The following is a 17,196-nucleotide window of genomic DNA, read 5'->3' as shown; positions in this document are numbered from 1 at the left end:
TGAGATGTCATTAAAAATTACTGTGGTGCTTAATATAATATAAAGGGTCACAGTAATTTTTAATGACCCGATAAGCCAACTGCTGTCTTGCTTATTGAAATGACTAGCCCCATATCAATTTAGTAACACAATGCCAGTTCACAAAGAGAACACAATAAATTCGACTCACTATGAAAATCAAAGACAAAAAAATTCTCGATAATTTAACTGCACTTGAAAAATGGGTGTGGTGTTGGGTAAGTTACTTACGAATCAATGAAACCTACGGGGCGTATTGTCAGGCGGTAGAGCAAAATATCACTCACCTGAAAAATGAATTGGAAACCGAACAATTAAAAGCACTCTACGGTGATTTTGGTAATATATTAAACTTGGCAAAGGTAGAGGATATTTACGCCTTAGTAAATAAACTAACACCGTTATTTTCGGTTTATGGGGTTGAGTCAGTCACAGCAACGCCAAGCAATACATCACAGTACCAACCATTATGGATTGCCAAAAACGCCTCAAAATCTGATTTGAAAAAAGCATTTGAGGCGTACCTTAACAATCACCATGAACCAGTCACAACCAGCCAAGCCAAATATCAAATCACCTCAAGTAGAGCGTTAAACGATACAAACTTACTCGCCTTTCAAAAAAGTTTGCTGGTGTATTATGAAATCGAAATTCTCAATAAAAAACCAACTGAACTGGCATTTGACATAAGCAGGCAAGTATTAGATGAAAATCAATCTCCTTATTATCATTTCTTTGGTTGGGGGCAGAATAAAGTCAACGAGTTAAAGCAACTTACACAATCATTTATGGTTAAAAAGCAAAGTATTACGCTAAAAGCCAACTCCAAGTCTGATGTGTTAGAAAGTGAAATTAAGATGCTATCACCACTTTTGAAACAGGCTAAAAATCACATGAAACAAATACTTGCAGGTAATGTAATTATTGAATAATAGGCTTATATTCAGGAGGTTAACTGAGGAGTAACGAATAGATTTGCTTGTTCCGTGAGACTCATAACAACTCAGAGAATAATCATTGATGCCAACAGGTACTTAATTTTTATTCAAGGAGTCCGTTATGACTAACAGCAAAACTAATGCCCAAAAAAGCAATAACCCCACCAAACAAAGTAATACTCAATCTCGCAGTAAAAAAAGAAAAATCACCCAGAAAAGAAAACAAGCAATTGCTAAAACAGCCGCAATAAAAACCCAAAACACGACTAACAATAAGGCTTCTCTTAATGTGGTTAATTTGTTTAAGTCAAATAAAGGTAAAACGGTTAAGTTAAACAATGCTGATGCTTTTGGATTAATTCAAGCCGAAGCCTTAACTTCTTTTCATCTGGGTCAACAAGCCATCCGAAAAGCCGTGGTATTAACTTTTATTTGGTATGAATTAGCCAAACACGATACAAAGTATATTGACGATGCATTCAAGTCATTTAATAACGAGGACGAATTCAAATACGCCAATGCTGCTAAGTATTGTTTAGAACTTCATCAATACAAACAAAAGTCTACTATCACTAAATACTCGTTAGCGATGAAGCAGTTAGAGGAAAAATTCAGCCACCGCATTACCCCTAATATCACTGATAAACTGGTTGATGAAATCTTGGCGTATGTAAATACACATGGCGGCATAAGCGGTTGCGCGAGTCTGTTTAGAAAAAAAACACCACCTACACCAGCACCAAAAAAAGAACAAATTGATGCCAAGTTAAAAAAATATCAGTCAACAACGGATATTGATGGCAGGTACGCAATAACCAATACACCTAAAGTAACTCAATCCAACCTCTACTTGTTACTGGGTCGTATTATTAACGGTCAAATGGAGGTGGTTGAGCAAATTCCTGATGAAGATTTAATTCGATTAACTGTTAAAAAACAATTGTCTAATTAACCTCGTAGGAGAAATTTATGCCTTATTTTAAGCAGTTAAGTGATGCGATACACACACCAGCAACGACCATTGATTATTCTCAATTTGTTGTTGAAGATGTTGGTGATACGTTTTTACCATCAACGGTGACGAAAGAAGATTTGAATTTTATTAAACCCAACTCTCCGCTAGTTAGTGTGGATGCTGGTTTAATGTCAGTTGCTCAAATTAGTAATTTACAAAACCCCAAAGAGAATATGATAACTTGCCGTGATAAAAAGCAAAGTGCGCTGGTAATATCAGACAGTGGCGGATTCTCTGCTGCCAGAGATATTGTTGACATGAACAGGCAATTTATTGAGGAGTCATTTGCCTTTTCAAAAAACTATATTGATATTGCGATTGCTGGCGATATACCCACCTTTGCGGTAGAGCAGAAAACCAGCGTAATATACAAAACCTTTGATGATTGCCTGCAAACCACCGTTGGCGCATTAGAAATCATCAAAGAGTTGAATCAAGCACAACAGGAGCCTGTCAAATTCTTAAACGTAATACAAGGCGCAACACAAGCCGAAGGCGATATTTGGTATGAAGATATAAAGCAATACGATTGTTTTGGTTATGCCATCTCAGGTATTCAACGAGACTCGGTGAAATACCTTTTAATCCGAATGCTTGCCCTTATTGCAGGTGGTAAGTTTAATCGGGATGAAACTTGGCTTCATTTTTTAGGTGTAGGTAATTTAACTTACGCGGTATTACTCACTGTGTTATTGGATGCGCTACGAGCAAGGTTTCCCAAATTAGCACTGAATATCTCTTATGATAGTTCAACCGCTTTTACTATGAACCCTAAATCAGGTGATTTCTACACTGATATTGATTTGAGTGATAATTGGACGATTAACAAAGATAAAGTTGTGGTGAAGGACTGGGTGGATAGCAATAAAACCTTTCCAAGCCAATCATCTGCCGTTAGCAAAATCATCACTGAAGGTAACGTTGTTATTAGTGACCCTTACGGTAAGCCTACTATGTACGAATCAGGTAAATGCTTAATTGCTAATCATAACTTAGGTGTTCAAATGAACGCCATTAAACAAGCCAATGATAGACTTCGTAAGGGAGAGCATGAAAATAACTTGGCTAAATACCTTCCTGACACGTTAATCAAAGCACGGAAAGTTATTTGGGATGTCATTACGGAAAAAGACCCGAAGAAAGCCGAAGCATTGCTGTATAACCATAGTGATAATTTACGGGCGTTAGATGATGTGTCAAAGGTAGTAAATAAAACCAAAGCACCCAGAGCCAAAAAATAGCGATAGATTACTGGTTTCTTTTGTGAACAGATAAAAACGAAGGCTAATTACCTTCGTTTTTTTGTTTTACCAAAAGATCAGCATTGATCTTTTAGTGATTAAAGTAATTCTGCCGCATTCAATAATTTAGTTGGCGAGGTAGCCAAGTACCTAGCCGTAGTTTGGATATTTTGGTGTCCAGCCAACTCTTTCAAAATGTGAATGCCAACGCCTTTGTCGGCTAAGTTGGTTAAAAATGAACGTCTACCGCTATGACCAGACTTTTTCTCAAGTCCAGCGTCTTTATATAGTTTAATTAAGATACAAGTCATAGAGTTTGGCGTAATTGCTTTGCCTTTTTGACTGCGTAGTAGCGGCTCGCTGCTGTCATATTGTGCTAAGTCCATTTGCTCATGGTAAGTGCGTAATGCTACGGCTAATTTACTGTTAACGGCAAACGTGCGCGATTTAGAGCCTTTGGTTTGCTCTTTGGTTAAATTGGCAAGTGACACAACTTCTTGCTTATTGGTAAACACGTCACCAATTTTAATACTGCTAATTTCTTTAGCGCGAAGTCCAGCATAAAAAGATAAACAAAGCGCCATAGCGTTGCGCTCTCCGTGCTTACCAGCCTTTGCTACTGCCAAAGTACGCTTAAATTCTGCGTTAGTTAATATGCCTGCTTGTTTTGCCATGTTCACCTCTAAATCCCATCATTTACTGGTTTTTATTATATTTTCTGGGATTTAATCGGGCAGCCTTTTTAGGTCAGTTATTTTCATTAATGAAATCAAAGTCTTTAGTCATAATCCCATCTTTGTGTACTTTCATGTGATTTGTTACGCGCTTGAACTGCCTGATAAATAATGGAAAGGAGACAACTCATGAGACTATACGAAATAGACTTATCACCTAAACCATATACGTCAGGGCAACTTATTAATCAGTACACTAATGAAATTGAATACGACAATCAGAAGCCACAGGAATATGATTATCCAGACACTCGCAGGCCTAGGCTTACTTTGCGTGCGCTTAGAAAGATGCGCCATAAAAGCGATGCCCGTAAAGCAGAAATAGCAGACCATAAAAAGTTTGTTCACCTAATGTATGGCAACCAAGATGAAGCCGCCACACAAACAGCAATAGAAGCACAAAAGGATAAACTAGACCGTGACACTGAGTTAGAAAAAGAAAAGATTAAGCAACGCGGTGAATTAGAGCGAGAAAAACTAAAACAGCGCGGTGAATTGGAAAAAGAGAAAATGAAGCAGTTAGCCGACATTGAAAAAGAAAAGCGCCAACGTAATGCGGAGCGCGAGGAAGACTACTATAAGGCGCTGCATATGAATCGTCTAAAAGAAACATGTATGCGAATCCAAGACTCACTTGATAAAGGCTACGGCTAGTAAAATTATTAAAACAATCTTTTGTTTGAAGTGAGGCTTTTATTTGCCAACTTGCTGCTATTTTTTTCTTTAGGGGTTATTTCATAAGTAAGTCCATTTGATAGGTTCACTTTAAAGTGCTCTGGAAATACTATTACTTCTTCTACTACTGATAGAATTTGGTTTTGAACGCTTTCACGTAAATCAGCATTTTTTAAATCTTGAATTTCTACAATTTCATCTTGTTTATATGCCAAGTTTGGTGAAATAGACTTCTTATGGCGATATGTAAAAATATCCCACTTAATTTTAGATATTGCTTCTTCAATCTCTTTCGATTTTTTTGCCATTAATTCAGAGCCATTGCCTGCAATAATAAGGTCGACAAGGTTTTGGTTTTGTTGTTCTAATCTTTCAATTTCTGCCTTCATTGCAATGGTTTCATCAATTGTGCCGGCTTGTTTGTGATATTGGAGTTCTAACACAGAACTAAGCATTAATTTTTCAAAAGGGAAGTACCAAAGCCTCGGATTTTCACACTTTTCACCAAAAGTTTTACGGTTGCATTTTAGAAACCTCTGGCTTCCTTCAAATCGACCAGTTTTTGATGTGCCAAAAGAATAATGTGAACCACATTGGCATTTTAATACGCCGCTGAATAGGTTATTTGGAGAAGCACTTTTGACCTTATTTTTTCTACGTTTTTCTATAAGCCCTTGAACCGTCATAAAATCCGTTTTTGATATAACCTGTGGGTAGTAATTTTCTTTTTCTTGATAATCGCCTTCCGGTACAAATAGTCCGTAAGTGGCAGGGTTTTTTAATACTCGATGAACCTTCTGCATATTCCAGTTATGTTTCGATTTTCTAGCCCCAGTATAGCAAGGTACAGATTCTTCGTTCAGTTTTCTGGCAATAGTGATAGCCCCTTTTCCTTCGAGTGATAGTTCAAACATTCTTCTCACAGCTGCAGCGTGGTGATTTTCAATTACGGTGTTATTTTTAATTTCGCACCAAAAAGGAACTTGCCTAGTAATAATATGCTGACCCTGGTCAGCCTTATTGTGGCTGTTCTCTCTAGCAGACTTTATTCGTTGCCCTTTAAGTTTACTTTCATCATTACCTTTTACCATCATCGCAATACTTATAATTAACTCAGCCCAGTTATCTCCAACTGACTTTTTGGTAAAGTGCATACCGTCTGATAGAGTGACAATTTCTATATCATTGTCGAGAAGGTTAATGAACTGATTAAGTTGGGTAAGAATATCTTGCCTAGATAGTCTGTCTAATGCTTCAACTATTAAGATTGAGCCTGCAGGAATTTCGCCTGCACCTACTGCCGCAATAAACTTTCCAAGGTTTCCTTTTTGGGTATGCTTACCTGTATACGCACTTAAGCCTTTATCTGATATCTCTATCAACTCATGCCCATTACGCTCAGCCCATACTCGCGCTGCTTTGACCTGTCGAGTAATGCCATGTTTATCCACTTGGTGGCGGCTAGAAACACGAGCATATGAGTAGCAAAACATATTATAGTCACTTGTTGTATGTTAATTGCTCAACTATACAGTAATAGTGTTTGTGTTTATATGATTAAAAAGCATTGGAATACCGTGATATGCGACGGCAGTGTACCGCAAGGTGAGCTGTCTAGAATGATTGATAACTCATTCAGTTTAGTCGTCGCGACCTTGCCTAAGAAGCAGCAAATTGGGTTATTGGCTGACTGAAACCCTGAATCGACCAGCCTTATCTAGGCACTCAATTACATTACAATTGAACGTCCTGATGAGTAATCACTCCTTTTCATGTTCACGGCGCGTGCTGTTTTGAAAGGGCTGGGTTGGCGTTTGTTTTAATTTGAAACATTTTAGCCGGGGTTAGCCAGTGCAATCTGGGCGAGACCCTGTAATCTAAAATGGGAGACAGGTAATAGTTGCAGAGCGCAGTAAGGATGGCCATGAACAAAGACAATCGCATACTTGGAAAAATCGTCATTGCTGGCCTACTGGTTTACGGGCTGGGTGTGTATTCCTGGGATAAAGTGATGGGCAGTTATCCTGAAAATATGGATTGGGAAGACCGGCAGGTTTATAACCGTAATTATATAAACAGTCTCAGCCTAGACACACCAATACTACAATCCACAATCATTGAGGAGCTTGGCGCACCGGATATCGCAGAGGCGATCACGTTCGAAGACTATACCTATCAAGTTGTATTCTACCGTACCCAACATGTCAGCTCGGACGCCAAAACGACCAAGGATGAATGCACGCCTTTGTTGTTTAAAAATGGTGAGTTGGTCGCATTCGGTGAGGGGACTTATAAGCGTTATATCGATGCGTTGTAGTGAGAAAAGCTCCATCGATGATCACCGCACAATTTCGGCTCTTAAGCTGCAGCTCAGTTAACGGCGGCACAGCGACAGTTTCGTTACTGAGTGGACCTCTTTTGCCAAGAGTTAACAGTAACCAATCCCGCTGCGCCCAATAGACCAGCGTAGAGGCATGCCTGGTGTAAGGTTGACGCCGATATCATGCCCAATATCGGATTTTCGAGAGATATCGGCCACCAAGGTTGCAGATCACCATGCATCAGCGCATCTAGCAGTACGTGGCTGTAGCAGCCTATCGCTGCTGATATCGCAGCAACTGGCCAGCTAATGGGTAAATGGGGTGCAGAGCGCGAGCGCAAAGCGAGCAAACGGAGCCCCCACTCGCCAAGGTATTTACCGCTGACACAAGACAGGGTGGAGAGCAGGCTGGCGCCAATAAATGTATGGCTAAAACCGTGCAGGTGCCCCTCTCCCGTCAGTAAGACAATGAGGGGCTGGATATCCATAACAATCTGACTCCAGCCAAACACCATCAGGCTGAAGCTGCCTTGAAACAGAGCCTTGATAAGCAGCCCCGGCCCCAGATGAAATGGCGTAAAAGGCACTATTTTTCTGCGCAGTAAGGGTCTTCAGCTAACAGATAAGCACGTAGATCGGCTTTGTTAGGTTGTTCGCTGAGCCAGGCGCGGAGCTCTTTTGCTTTTTGGTAACCGGCTTCACCAAATTTTTCTCGATAAAGCTCGGCAAAGGTTTGCTGACTGCTTTGTTGCTGAATAGAGCGCTGCCATTGTTGGGTCAGTACGCTATTCAGTGAGCCTGCCAGCCCCTCTTTTTTCAGCAGTTCCCATTCGCCTTTATCTAGCCAAACACCACCAACAGCAGCGCTGTAGTCAATGCGGTGGGCAGTGTCAGCGGATAATTTGAACTTGCGCATGATGGTGCCCGAGACAGGGCAGAAGAGGGCTGTTTTACTGTCTTCCGCTTCTAAAGATGCATTAGATGCAAATGGGTGATCAGGATGTTGCTCTTTCCAGCTGACGTAGTCTTCGATGAGTAGCCAATTACCTTCGCAATGGTTACAGGTATGAGCGCGGAATAGGCCGTCGATAAAACTGGGCACTAAATTGCCTTGTTTACAGCTAGTACACTTCATGAACTGTCGTCCTTGTTATCAAATAGTGGGCGTTTAATCTCAACCATTTTGCAATAAAAACAGCTGATTAAACAATCGACTTGCGCAAAAATTGGCTTGGTTATTGCGTCTTATAGTCATAGCGATTGATGGTGAACCCTAACTTTTCATACTGCTCAGTATGTTTGAAGCCAAGGCGCATGAGAATCTTACTGGAAGCATGGTTCTCGGTAACGACCTCTCCTACGATGTGGTTGATGCCGAGTTGGTTTTTGGCGTAGGTGAGGGTGGCTGCAACCGCTTCTAAACCTATGCCTTGCCCCCAATATTCCGGCAGCATGCGATAGCCGATGTCTGGTGCATTGAACTGTGGCATATATTTCAGGCCACAGAAGCCGATAACTCGATTATCCGCCTTATGTACCAGGGCATAACGGGCGTAGCCATATTGTTGGTACTCTGCGAGCCAGACATCACGGATCACCTGCTCAGCATCCGCCAAGGTTGTCATATCTCCCGCATCGCCGGTATAGCGCGAGACTTCAGCATGAGTGCCAAACTCGAATACCGCCTCGACATCCTCAAGGGTGAACTCTCGCATGATTAACCGTGGTGTTTCGATCCGCGTGGTCATCAAAACGTTGCCTTTCTAGCTGAAAATTAGCTCTGCGGCGCCATGTAATGAGTGGATCACAGGGCGAAGAGCCTATTTTTAGCATGAAACCGATGTTTATAGCTTTTATTGCTGGTAAAAGGTGCCCAACATTGGCTTATTGCGAGCTATTTCTAGTCGTGGTTCACACACTTTTGCTCAGGCTATTGCCGCCGAATGCCACTTTCCTCTAAATTATCCTCTACAGAATTTAGTAATACACAATAGGATGTTGTTATGAGTTGGTTTCTTGCCGCACTTAAGAAGTATGCAACTTTTGCAGGACGTGCGCGTCGTTGTGAGTATTGGTACTTTGCCCTGTTTTATCTCCTGACTGTTATCGTGGCTGTTGTTATTGATGCCGTGATCGGGATTCCAATTTTCACTGTTGTGACTATGCTCGGTTTGATCATTCCTAGCATCTCAGTCACTGTGCGTCGTCTGCATGACACTGGTCGCTCCGGCTGGTGGTACTGGATTGTTTTGGTGCCTATGGTTGGCGGTATCATCCTGTTAATCTTCATGCTGATTGACAGCGCTGAAGGTGAGAATGATTTCGGTCCAAACCCTAAGGTAGCTACAGCGCCTTAAATTTAATTAGGCACTGAATAAAAGGACGCATTTGCGTCCTTTTTTTTTGTAAATTATTGGCTTTTATCGGCCCCTGTCTTATTTCTATCAAACGTATGCCATCACTACGTCATATCGGCAAAGTATGTTTAGCCGCAGTCAGTTTGCCGTCGATCACTTCCATTTAACTAAGCTTATTTAGGAGGCGTTATGCGTTTAGTGACAGTGGCTTCGGCCCTGCTCCTTGGTTTGGTCTCTATAACCGTAACATGTTGGGCCAATGCAGCTGTTAAGCCACAGATTGAGCCACCTATCGTCAAAGATCCTGATAACCCCATCGTTGTTAACGTGCCGCCGCAGTTCAGCCGCTTAAACGGCAACGTGCAGTTAGGGCCTCGTCCATTCTTTCTGCTGGATGATATGGCGCAGAGTCCATTGAAAGAGAAATTGAAGCGGTGTAAACGGGGTGTTTTTCACCCTTCTAAGTTTTCTATCGGCCACCGTGGTGCACCGATGCAGTTTCCCGAGCACACCCGAGAGTCTTATGTGGCCGCAGCAAAAATGGGAGCGGGGATCGTTGAGTGTGACGTGACCTTTACTCAAGACCGTGAGCTGGTATGTCGCCATTCTCAGTGTGATCTGCATAGCACCACCAATATTCTAGCGACACCGTTAGCCGATAAGTGTGCCGTACCGCCTCTGTTTGATGTTGATGGTAAGCTGGCGAACGCTGCGGATATTCAATGTTGTACCAGTGATATAACGCTTGCCGAGTTTAAATCTCTGCAGGGTAAAATGGATGCTGCCAACCTTGATGCCACCAGTATTGAGGAGTATATGAATGCCACCGCGGATTGGCGTACTGACATTTATACCGGTCCAGGCACGCTTCTAACCCATGCAGAAAGCATTGTATTGTTAGACTCACTGAATGTTGATTTCACTCCTGAGCTTAAGTCTCCCTCAGTGCCAATGCCATTTGAAGGTGATTATACGCAGCAGCAATATGCTTCACAGATGATCAACGAATATGTGGCTGCAGGGATTCATCCTAAGCGAGTCTGGCCACAGTCGTTTAACTACGCCGATGTGATCTATTGGATTAACCAACACAGTGAGTTTAGTCAGCAAGCGGTGCTGCTAGATGGCGTCTACGATACCCATGTTAGTCAAGCTAAGATGCAGCAATGGGTAGATCAGGGTGTGCGCGTGTTGGCACCGCCAATGTGGATGTTGCTTGATGTGAATGCTGAGGGAGCGATTGTACCGTCACAATACGCATTGAACGCGCAAGCCGTGGGGCTCAAGCTCATTACTTGGAAATTGGAGCGTTCGGGGTTGTTGAAAGACAATGGTGGTTGGTATTACCAATCCCTCAATGGTGACACGGGCGGGTTAGATGTGATCCATCGCGATGGCGATACTTTGGAAGTGTTGCACGTGTTGGCGAATGATGTAGGTGTGATAGGTGTCTTTTCTGACTGGCCAGCCACGACAACTTTCTACGCTAATTGTATGGGGAAATAGTGTTTCTCTCTTTGGGAGAGTAACCGCCGTTTTACCGGTTTTACATGGCCCGTGCTAATAGGTGCGGGCTTTATTTATATGCGATTGGTGTTATCTAATCAGTGCACCGCACAGTTAAGAAAAGGCTGAATAGCCTACTCGATAGTTGTCTCGCCTTTTTTGTAACGTTCTCTACCGTGTCGTTACCATGGAAGGGAATAACCACGGTTATTTGGTTTTATGTTGTCGTCAATGCTTAGAGCTGGGGAAAACTGCGAGTCGGCTGATAAGGAAGTGACAGTAGCCTCTTTAAATTAAGGGCGGCATTAGGCTAGATAGGCAGGGGATATTTGCCATTATGTCGGCCGAAATTGGTTCTGCGCTGACTGATACTGGTAACCGGCAGAAGAGAGCTTTGTTATGAGAGCCGCTTCGTTTATATCCATCGCTTGGCATAACCTGGCTAGCGAAGAATAATCATTCCTTAATTTCATATTGATCAAGCTATACAGCAGATCCGGGTCCATCTGTTGAAAATGGCTTATTTGCATTATATCCCCTCTACCGCTGGCAACATCTTGTTCGCTTGCTGACGCTTGATGCGTATCCAGATCTTTTCATGAAAGTAGTAAGCCACAGTGTTTACCGCTGGTTCCACTAAGGCGACTAAGCCGCCGACAATGATGTCACCTGTTAGTAAATAAGCTACGGCAAAAGCCACGCTAAAGTGCATTACAGCAAAAGTGATTGTTTTAATCATTCTTCATTCCTCTTGTTTATTTATGTAAATGATAATTATTATCATTTGGTGTGTCTAGTGGTTTTTATCTATGTCTGTAAGAGGCTGGAGCTATTAAAAAGGGGAGCTTCGAGCTCCCCTGAAAATGAAGAATGAAAAAATATTTGTTTATTCGGCGACGAAAGTCACCTGTGGGCTTGCCATCACGTATTGCTCACCATTGGCCAGTGTGTATTCAATGGTGAATTGATGGACCGGATCAACGCTTGGTGTTTCGATTAAATTTCTGCCGTATATTCGATTAACGCGTCTGCAAAAGAACTGCGTAAACTGTTATTCCAGCAGCAGCTCAATATTGCTCATAGAACTATCTAATAGGAACTTCACTTCTTCAAAGTCTGGTGCGCCCCAACTGGAACTTGCAGGTTGAAAAATTGCCCAGGGCTCTTGTGGGCCGAACATCCCCATGTCTAATTCACCATTTCCATTTTCATCAAGGAAGGTTTTGATGGCGTAGCTCCCTACCGCCACATTCTCAAAGCTGAATCTTATTGAACCGTGTGAACGCTGTGTTTTTGTCGGGGTGAGCTTTAGCTGATGTGATGCTTGGTTCGGTGCGTCAAAGTTGGTTCTATCTACCAGCGCGACATAAATATCACCTGCACCAGCAAACATTACTGTGCCTGACACAATGAATCCATCCGCTAAAGCTGGTTGGCAACAACAGATAGTGGTAGCGAAGAGAAAAGTTAGCCGTTTTTGGTACATGCTATGGGCCCCTTAAGATAAGAAGAATGCCAAGCTGTTCATTGGTGGCAGTGTTATTTAGAGTTTACTCGTAAATGGCGATGTTTAGCAGTAAGTTAGGGGGATTGCGACTACGGTTAGAAAGCAATATTAGTGGCGCGTTTACAAAGTGATTTCTGGGTAGATTTTTATGTTGCCATTGATTGTGGCAAGCTTGGGCGAAAATTCCAGAGCTCATGCCGGCGTTGGGGCAGTGTTCCTACCGCTTTGGTGTGAAATAAATAGAAAATTCAATAGAAGTAGATCTTTCCATGCACGCAGAAACCGCATTGATTACCAATGACGCAACTATCCTAGGGATCCTGGCCGTTATGCTAGGGGGTATTTTTTACACCGCTTACTCTTCTCACCCGTTTTGGCGCAAGTTCTATAAGTATGTGCCGGCCATTTTATTGTGTTATTTCCTACCCTCCTTTTTAAACACCTTTGGCGTGGTGGATGGTCATGATTCTAATCTCTATTTTGTTGCGTCCCGCTATCTGCTTCCTGCTTGTTTGGTATTGCTAACGCTGAGTGTTGATTTAAAAGCGATTGCGAAGCTGGGCAATAAGGCGGTGATTCTGTTTTTGACCGGTACTGTAGGCATCGTCATCGGTGGACCTATTGCCATTCTGCTGGTCTCTGTGTTTGCTCCAGAAGTGCTTGGTGGTAATGGCCCTGATGCCGTATGGCGGGGCATGACAACGGTTGCTGGTAGTTGGATCGGCGGTGGCGCCAATCAGGCAGCAATGAAAGAGGTCTATGATGTCGGCGGCCATATCTTCTCTGTGATGGCTACTGTGGATGTGGTCATGGCCAACATTTGGATGGCCATTCTGCTGCTGATGGCCGGTAATGCAAAGAAAATTGATGCAAGAACCGGTGCTGATACATCGGCTATCGAAGCACTGAAAGAACGGGTAGAAAAGTTCCACGCTGAGCATGGACGGATCCCACATATGAAGGATTTAATGGTGATGATCGCTATCGGCTTTGGTGTGACTGGTATTGGTCATGCGTTAGCCGATGTGTTGGCTCCCTGGTTTGCAGACAATGTCAGTTTTGCCGACCGGCTAAGCCTTAATAAGCACTTTTTCTGGCTGATCATTATCGCCACCACACTGGGGTTGATGCTGTCATTCACTAAAGCTAGAAAACTGGAAGCTGTGGGCGCGTCGAAAGTGGGCTCGGTGATGCTGTATATCTTGATCGCAACCATAGGCTTGCACATGGATATCACCGCTATTGTGGAAACGCCGCTTTATTTCCTGATCGGTGCTATCTGGATGGTCATTCATGCCCTGTTGATGCTGTTAGTGGCGAAGCTGATTAAAGCACCACTGTTCTATATGGCGGTGGGGAGCCAGGCTAATGTCGGTGGTGCCGCTTCTGCGCCAGTTGTTGCCTCGGCGTTTCATCCTGCATTAGCGCCGGTTGGTGTGTTGCTGGCTGTGCTTGGATATGTATTAGGGACTTATATGGCGTGGTTCTGTGGTCAGTTACTGCAGTTGGTTGCGGTTTAATCTCATGCGCTGGGGATAGGTCAACGGGTTTGATTGGCTGATATTTTGCTGTGATATGGCAGCTAGAATGTCATTTATTCACTTTCCGCTAGCAGTTCACTATTTGGCTAAGGAGTGTGCAGGTGGAGCCCCATGGGTATGTTGAGCTAAGCTGGCACGATCAGCTGTTGACGGTTATTGCCAACGAGTCGTTTAATTGTGAGGGCATCGAACAGGGTGTTGCGCAAAGTGTTACGGCGATAGAACACAGGGCATGCGATGAATTTGTCCGGCTTGAGGTGTTGGGCGAGCAAGTCATGACGACGAGGCAAGGGATTGAGCTGATCACAGCACATTACCGCTGGTGCTTGCAGCACGGGGCTAAGGCGATAGCGGTTGTTTCACCCAATGCCAATATGTTTGGTCACCTTTTCGAGTCACTGAGCGTAGAGCCGCGTTTTGGTATTTTTAAAAACCAACAACAGGCTCTTGTCTGGCTCGAGCAACACTTGTCTACGCCGTCAGCTTGAATTGCTTAGCCCTACTTGTTCTTTTTGCTATTAATTCTGTTAGTCTCAGCAGATGATTGTCAGCAACTGCAAGTGTATTCATGAGTGATAAAAATCAACATCCCCCTTCTCCTTTAACCAAAAAACATTACCGTCGACTTGGCTTGCTGGTGACGTTAATTATGGCGGGTGTGATTTGGTTGTTGTTGGATCTTCGCCCCCAGATATCAGTGAATAATGGCGGCGCTAAGCCATTATCTGCAGTGCAGTTTGATTTGTCGCATACCCATATCAGCTTCGGTGAAGTCGCGGCTTTCGACAGCCAAACCATTTACCACCTGCCACTATCTAACGCCGCTGTGGTGAGGTTCTCTTTGCAGTTTGCTGATGGTAGTTCGACGTTGGGGCGCTGTGGCAAACTTGGGGATTGGGCATTGGCCAGCCGAGTGAGTTTAGATATTGACGAATTAGGAGCTGTTCGTTGTGAAGTGCGTTAGATATTGTGCTGCGCCGCTGCTACTTATGCTAATCATGCATGCACCTTCCAGCTATGCGGATTCTGGCTGGTTAGTTGCGGCACCATTGCAAGGGTTGTCCGTTTCCAATAAAGGGCGTTACACCATTGAAATGGAAGTTGAAAAGAACATCAGCGGTTGCAGTAATCCGCGACTGTTCTATATCGACTTCGAAGCGATTGGGGCAGAACAAGCCTATCAACTGTTGCTTCGGAGTATGCTGGCTGAACGTGCGGTGCAACTCTATGTTACCGGACGCTGCGCGTTAAAAGGTGTTGCAGAGGTCAGTGCGGTACGTTTACCGGCAAAACCCTAAGGCGCATTTTTCGCCGGTTACTCGATGGCTAGGCATAAGGGAGCTGCAGTGAGTTTACGTTTATCTGCACCGGCGAGTATCTCTATCAACGTCAGTGCAAACGTCATTGCCGTACCTGGTCCCTGACTGGTAACCAGCCTGTTGTCATGGTCAATGACCACGGGCTGATCAGACATTAAATTCGCTGCTGGTAATTGCGCCTGGAAAGCCGGATGGCAGGTGGCAGACCCCTTGATTAAGCCATGGGAGTGCAGAACCACCGCAGGAGCGGCACAGATAGCGGCGATCCAGCCGTTGCCTTGTTGTTGTGTCAACAGAGTTAAAAGCGGGGCACTGTCGCGTAATAACTCTGCGCCCGGCATGCCGCCAGGCAGTGCGATCATGGCATACCGTTCATCTGTCAGTGTGGATATATGATGATCGGCGACCAGCTTGACGCCTCTCGATGCGCAGATCTCTAAGCCACCATCAGTTGTGCAGCTGGCGACAGTGACATCGATACCTGCGCGTCTTAACAGATCAATCATGGTGACGGCTTCTAGCTCTTCACTGCCGTCTGCGATCGGGACTAACACCTTGATGGTCATAACACATGGCTCCTGTCGACAGAGCTTCAAGCTTTAGCGGTCGCTAGAAGAATGTCAATAACAGGCCGGTGACAGTTGGTGACTATTCTCTACAGTAAGCTGGTACTGTTTTGTCTGCGTTCAAGCCGGCAAAGGGTCTCAAATAACTTGCTGTGGGTAGGAACAGCGATGCCAAAATGGGCCGCCCGAGAGACCACATAACCGGATATTTGATTGTTTTCCGTGGGGCGTCTCGCAGAGATATCTCTATTCATCGAGGAGTAGTTGGCCGCGGTCTTATCTATCACTTGATAAACCGTTTGCTGAATAAACTCAGGACTCAGATCAAGCCCCTCTGCGAGACTTAAGAGGGAGAACTCCTCACACAATGCTTGGATCTGTGGCGCAAAGCGTTGCGAGTTGAGATCGCCATTACGGCATTGATGCAGTGCGGTTAGCGGGTTGATGACACTGTTGATAGCTAATTTTAGCCATAGCTTGTGGTTAATGCTGTCGCTAAATTGACAGGGCGTTAATGCTTGATTGAGCAGCTCGGCGAACGCTGATTCTTGCTCACTGTTACGATCACCATAGCCAAATCCTAGCCAGGTTTCTCCTGCGCCTGTGTGCTTGAGTATGCCGTGCTCTAGCAGGGCACCGTGGCTACTGGTTCCCAACCAGATGGTGCAGTCTGGAAAACGCTTCTTCAACGGTGCCAGGGTACCCATGCCATTGTGTAACAACACAATCGTGGTACTCGGGCCAATCGCTCTGGCATGGGACTGTACCGCATCAACGGCTTGGTATGCCTTGGTCGTGACAAGCAAAATGTCATATAGCTCAGGCAGCTCTGTCGACAGGGCGACTTTCTGCAACCCTTGTGGCGTCATAAAACTAACGGACTCCACTGTGCCTGCGCGGCTTAAGCCCGTCACCTGTGCGCCTAGTTTTGCTAAAGAGCCAGCATAAAGCTGACCAAGCGCACCCATGCCGAGTACGGTGATATGTGGGTTAACTGGCATGGTTGGTCTCCTGCTGGAAAAAATGTCGATAGATTAAGCTGATGATGGCTGCAATCAGATAATAGGTGAGGGCACCAGCCATATCCGCTGCAAAATCCGCAATACTGGCGGTGCGATAAGGAAGATAGCTCTGCACCCATTCAATGAGCAGCCCGTAACTTCCCAACAGCACCAGTTGATAACGGATCTTCAGTAACAGGCCATGGGAGATAAGCAATGCCAGGGCAAAAAAAGCCAGATAATGACTGATTTTATCGTTGGGCATCGAGGCTTGTTTTGGAGGGTCGTTAAATGCCAGAACTGAGATAACAATAACGCAGATAACCAGCGTTATTATGTAGATCCAGCGGTTTTGTAGCAAAGACTTCAACAGAGCCATGGGTCTGATATCGGAAAAATGGTGAACTCAATCAGCATGTTAACAGAGGTGTATCTTGGGGTCACATAATAGTCCCTCA

The 17,196-nt window shown here is 44.2% G+C and carries 23 protein-coding genes; 12 read left to right on the top strand and 11 right to left on the bottom strand.

All coding sequences use genetic code 11. The features are described from left to right. The first annotated feature begins 170 nt into the window (after window positions 1-170). The 3 genes from DU002_RS12485 (at window position 171) to DU002_RS12475 (ending at window position 3,212) form a co-directional block, all read left to right on the top strand. Window positions 171-950: a hypothetical protein gene (locus DU002_RS12485; protein WP_114338727.1), complete on the top strand. Its 780-nt coding sequence runs from the start codon at window positions 171-173 to the stop codon at window positions 948-950. Between the two features lie 127 nt (window positions 951-1,077). Further along, a complete protein-coding gene (locus tag DU002_RS12480) occupies window positions 1,078-1,908 on the top strand; it encodes a hypothetical protein (protein ID WP_114338726.1) in 831 nt (276 codons plus the stop codon). A 17-nt stretch (window positions 1,909-1,925) separates the two neighbouring features. Beyond that, window positions 1,926-3,212: a hypothetical protein gene (locus tag DU002_RS12475; RefSeq protein ID WP_114338725.1), complete on the top strand. Its 1,287-nt coding sequence runs from the start codon at window positions 1,926-1,928 to the stop codon at window positions 3,210-3,212. A 98-nt stretch (window positions 3,213-3,310) separates the two neighbouring features. On the opposite strand, the gene DU002_RS12470 is transcribed toward DU002_RS12475, so the two are convergent. Next, on the bottom strand, window positions 3,311-3,886 hold the full coding sequence (locus DU002_RS12470) for a tyrosine-type recombinase/integrase (RefSeq protein ID WP_114338724.1): 576 nt from the start codon (window positions 3,884-3,886) through the stop codon (window positions 3,311-3,313). 189 nt (window positions 3,887-4,075) lie between these two features. Between DU002_RS12470 and DU002_RS12465 the strand changes: the two genes are divergently transcribed. Beyond that, a complete protein-coding gene (locus DU002_RS12465; RefSeq protein ID WP_114338723.1) occupies window positions 4,076-4,600 on the top strand; it encodes a hypothetical protein in 525 nt (174 codons plus the stop codon). Window positions 4,601-4,608: 8 nt separating this feature from the next. Here DU002_RS12465 and DU002_RS12460 read toward each other — a convergent pair whose 3' ends face one another. Beyond that, entirely contained in the window at window positions 4,609-6,114 is a 1,506-nt protein-coding gene (locus DU002_RS12460) for a recombinase family protein (protein WP_114338722.1), read from the bottom strand. 60 nt (window positions 6,115-6,174) lie between these two features. On the opposite strand from DU002_RS12460, the gene DU002_RS12455 reads away from it, so the two are divergent. Together DU002_RS12455 and DU002_RS12450 are read left to right on the top strand one after the other, a co-directional pair. Then, a complete protein-coding gene (locus DU002_RS12455) occupies window positions 6,175-6,315 on the top strand; it encodes an MmcQ/YjbR family DNA-binding protein (protein ID WP_199405236.1) in 141 nt (46 codons plus the stop codon). Window positions 6,316-6,545: 230 nt separating this feature from the next. Beyond that, window positions 6,546-6,938 (top strand): DUF3192 domain-containing protein, encoded by a 393-nt coding sequence (locus tag DU002_RS12450; RefSeq protein ID WP_114338720.1) that lies wholly within the window; start codon window positions 6,546-6,548, stop codon window positions 6,936-6,938. Between the two features lie 83 nt (window positions 6,939-7,021). Here DU002_RS12450 and DU002_RS12445 read toward each other — a convergent pair whose 3' ends face one another. The 3 genes from DU002_RS12445 to DU002_RS12435 all read right to left on the bottom strand — a co-directional run bounded on the left by DU002_RS12445 (window position 7,022) and on the right by DU002_RS12435 (window position 8,689). Then, the gene (locus tag DU002_RS12445; RefSeq protein WP_114338719.1) at window positions 7,022-7,528 is read right to left on the bottom strand and encodes a hypothetical protein; all 507 of its coding nucleotides are present in this window, start codon (window positions 7,526-7,528) and stop codon (window positions 7,022-7,024) included. Continuing rightward, a complete protein-coding gene (locus tag DU002_RS12440) occupies window positions 7,528-8,076 on the bottom strand; it encodes a zf-TFIIB domain-containing protein (protein WP_114338718.1) in 549 nt (182 codons plus the stop codon). Before DU002_RS12440 ends, DU002_RS12445 begins: the two co-directional genes overlap by 1 nt. A 100-nt stretch (window positions 8,077-8,176) precedes the next feature. Continuing rightward, window positions 8,177-8,689 carry a GNAT family N-acetyltransferase gene (locus tag DU002_RS12435; protein ID WP_114338717.1) on the bottom strand — a complete coding sequence of 171 codons (513 nt, stop codon included), beginning with the start codon at window positions 8,687-8,689 and terminating at the stop codon, window positions 8,177-8,179. Window positions 8,690-8,944: 255 nt separating this feature from the next. Here DU002_RS12435 and DU002_RS12430 point away from each other — a divergent pair, with 255 nt between their 5' ends. Both DU002_RS12430 and DU002_RS12425 read left to right on the top strand, forming a co-directional pair. Next, window positions 8,945-9,298 (top strand): DUF805 domain-containing protein, encoded by a 354-nt coding sequence (locus DU002_RS12430; protein ID WP_114338716.1) that lies wholly within the window; start codon window positions 8,945-8,947, stop codon window positions 9,296-9,298. Window positions 9,299-9,487: 189 nt separating this feature from the next. After that, complete coding sequence (locus DU002_RS12425; RefSeq protein WP_114338715.1) at window positions 9,488-10,804, top strand: glycerophosphodiester phosphodiesterase family protein; 1,317 nt, start codon at window positions 9,488-9,490, stop codon at window positions 10,802-10,804. A gap of 335 nt (window positions 10,805-11,139) precedes the next feature. Here the strand turns inward: DU002_RS12425 and DU002_RS19640 are convergent, their stop codons facing one another. The 3 genes from DU002_RS19640 to DU002_RS12410 form a co-directional block, all read right to left on the bottom strand. Continuing rightward, the gene (locus DU002_RS19640) at window positions 11,140-11,310 is read right to left on the bottom strand and encodes a DUF4250 domain-containing protein (protein ID WP_407642947.1); all 171 of its coding nucleotides are present in this window, start codon (window positions 11,308-11,310) and stop codon (window positions 11,140-11,142) included. Window positions 11,311-11,333: 23 nt separating this feature from the next. Then, window positions 11,334-11,543, bottom strand: a complete 210-nt coding sequence (locus DU002_RS12415) for a DUF2061 domain-containing protein (RefSeq protein WP_114338713.1) — start codon at window positions 11,541-11,543, stop codon at window positions 11,334-11,336. Window positions 11,544-11,855: 312 nt separating this feature from the next. Continuing rightward, complete coding sequence (locus DU002_RS12410; protein ID WP_158538046.1) at window positions 11,856-12,197, bottom strand: DUF2141 domain-containing protein; 342 nt, start codon at window positions 12,195-12,197, stop codon at window positions 11,856-11,858. Window positions 12,198-12,580: 383 nt separating this feature from the next. Here DU002_RS12410 and DU002_RS12405 point away from each other — a divergent pair, with 383 nt between their 5' ends. From DU002_RS12405 to DU002_RS12390, 4 genes are all read left to right on the top strand, one after another. Then, the gene (locus tag DU002_RS12405) at window positions 12,581-13,831 is read left to right on the top strand and encodes a DUF819 family protein (RefSeq protein ID WP_114338711.1); all 1,251 of its coding nucleotides are present in this window, start codon (window positions 12,581-12,583) and stop codon (window positions 13,829-13,831) included. A 122-nt stretch (window positions 13,832-13,953) separates the two neighbouring features. After that, window positions 13,954-14,340 carry a hypothetical protein gene (locus DU002_RS12400; RefSeq protein ID WP_114338710.1) on the top strand — a complete coding sequence of 129 codons (387 nt, stop codon included), beginning with the start codon at window positions 13,954-13,956 and terminating at the stop codon, window positions 14,338-14,340. Window positions 14,341-14,420: 80 nt separating this feature from the next. Continuing rightward, entirely contained in the window at window positions 14,421-14,816 is a 396-nt protein-coding gene (locus tag DU002_RS12395) for a hypothetical protein (RefSeq protein ID WP_114338709.1), read from the top strand. Further along, entirely contained in the window at window positions 14,803-15,150 is a 348-nt protein-coding gene (locus tag DU002_RS12390) for a hypothetical protein (RefSeq protein ID WP_114338708.1), read from the top strand. Before DU002_RS12395 ends, DU002_RS12390 begins: the two co-directional genes overlap by 14 nt. Window positions 15,151-15,167: 17 nt before the next feature. Here DU002_RS12390 and DU002_RS12385 read toward each other — a convergent pair whose 3' ends face one another. The 3 genes from DU002_RS12385 to DU002_RS12375 all read right to left on the bottom strand — a co-directional run bounded on the left by DU002_RS12385 (window position 15,168) and on the right by DU002_RS12375 (window position 17,003). After that, window positions 15,168-15,737 carry a DJ-1 family glyoxalase III gene (locus tag DU002_RS12385; protein ID WP_199405235.1) on the bottom strand — a complete coding sequence of 190 codons (570 nt, stop codon included), beginning with the start codon at window positions 15,735-15,737 and terminating at the stop codon, window positions 15,168-15,170. An 89-nt stretch (window positions 15,738-15,826) separates the two neighbouring features. Continuing rightward, window positions 15,827-16,738, bottom strand: a complete 912-nt coding sequence (locus tag DU002_RS12380; RefSeq protein WP_114338707.1) for a ketopantoate reductase family protein — start codon at window positions 16,736-16,738, stop codon at window positions 15,827-15,829. Beyond that, the gene (locus tag DU002_RS12375; RefSeq protein WP_114338837.1) at window positions 16,728-17,003 is read right to left on the bottom strand and encodes a VanZ family protein; all 276 of its coding nucleotides are present in this window, start codon (window positions 17,001-17,003) and stop codon (window positions 16,728-16,730) included. The genes DU002_RS12380 and DU002_RS12375 overlap by 11 nt, the downstream gene beginning before the upstream one ends. Between the last annotated feature and the right edge of the window lie 193 nt (window positions 17,004-17,196).

It is taken from the genome of Corallincola holothuriorum (assembly GCF_003336225.1).
GTDB classification, from domain to species: domain Bacteria; phylum Pseudomonadota; class Gammaproteobacteria; order Enterobacterales; family Neiellaceae; genus Corallincola; species Corallincola holothuriorum.
This window is presented reverse-complemented; position numbering and strand designations above follow the sequence as displayed.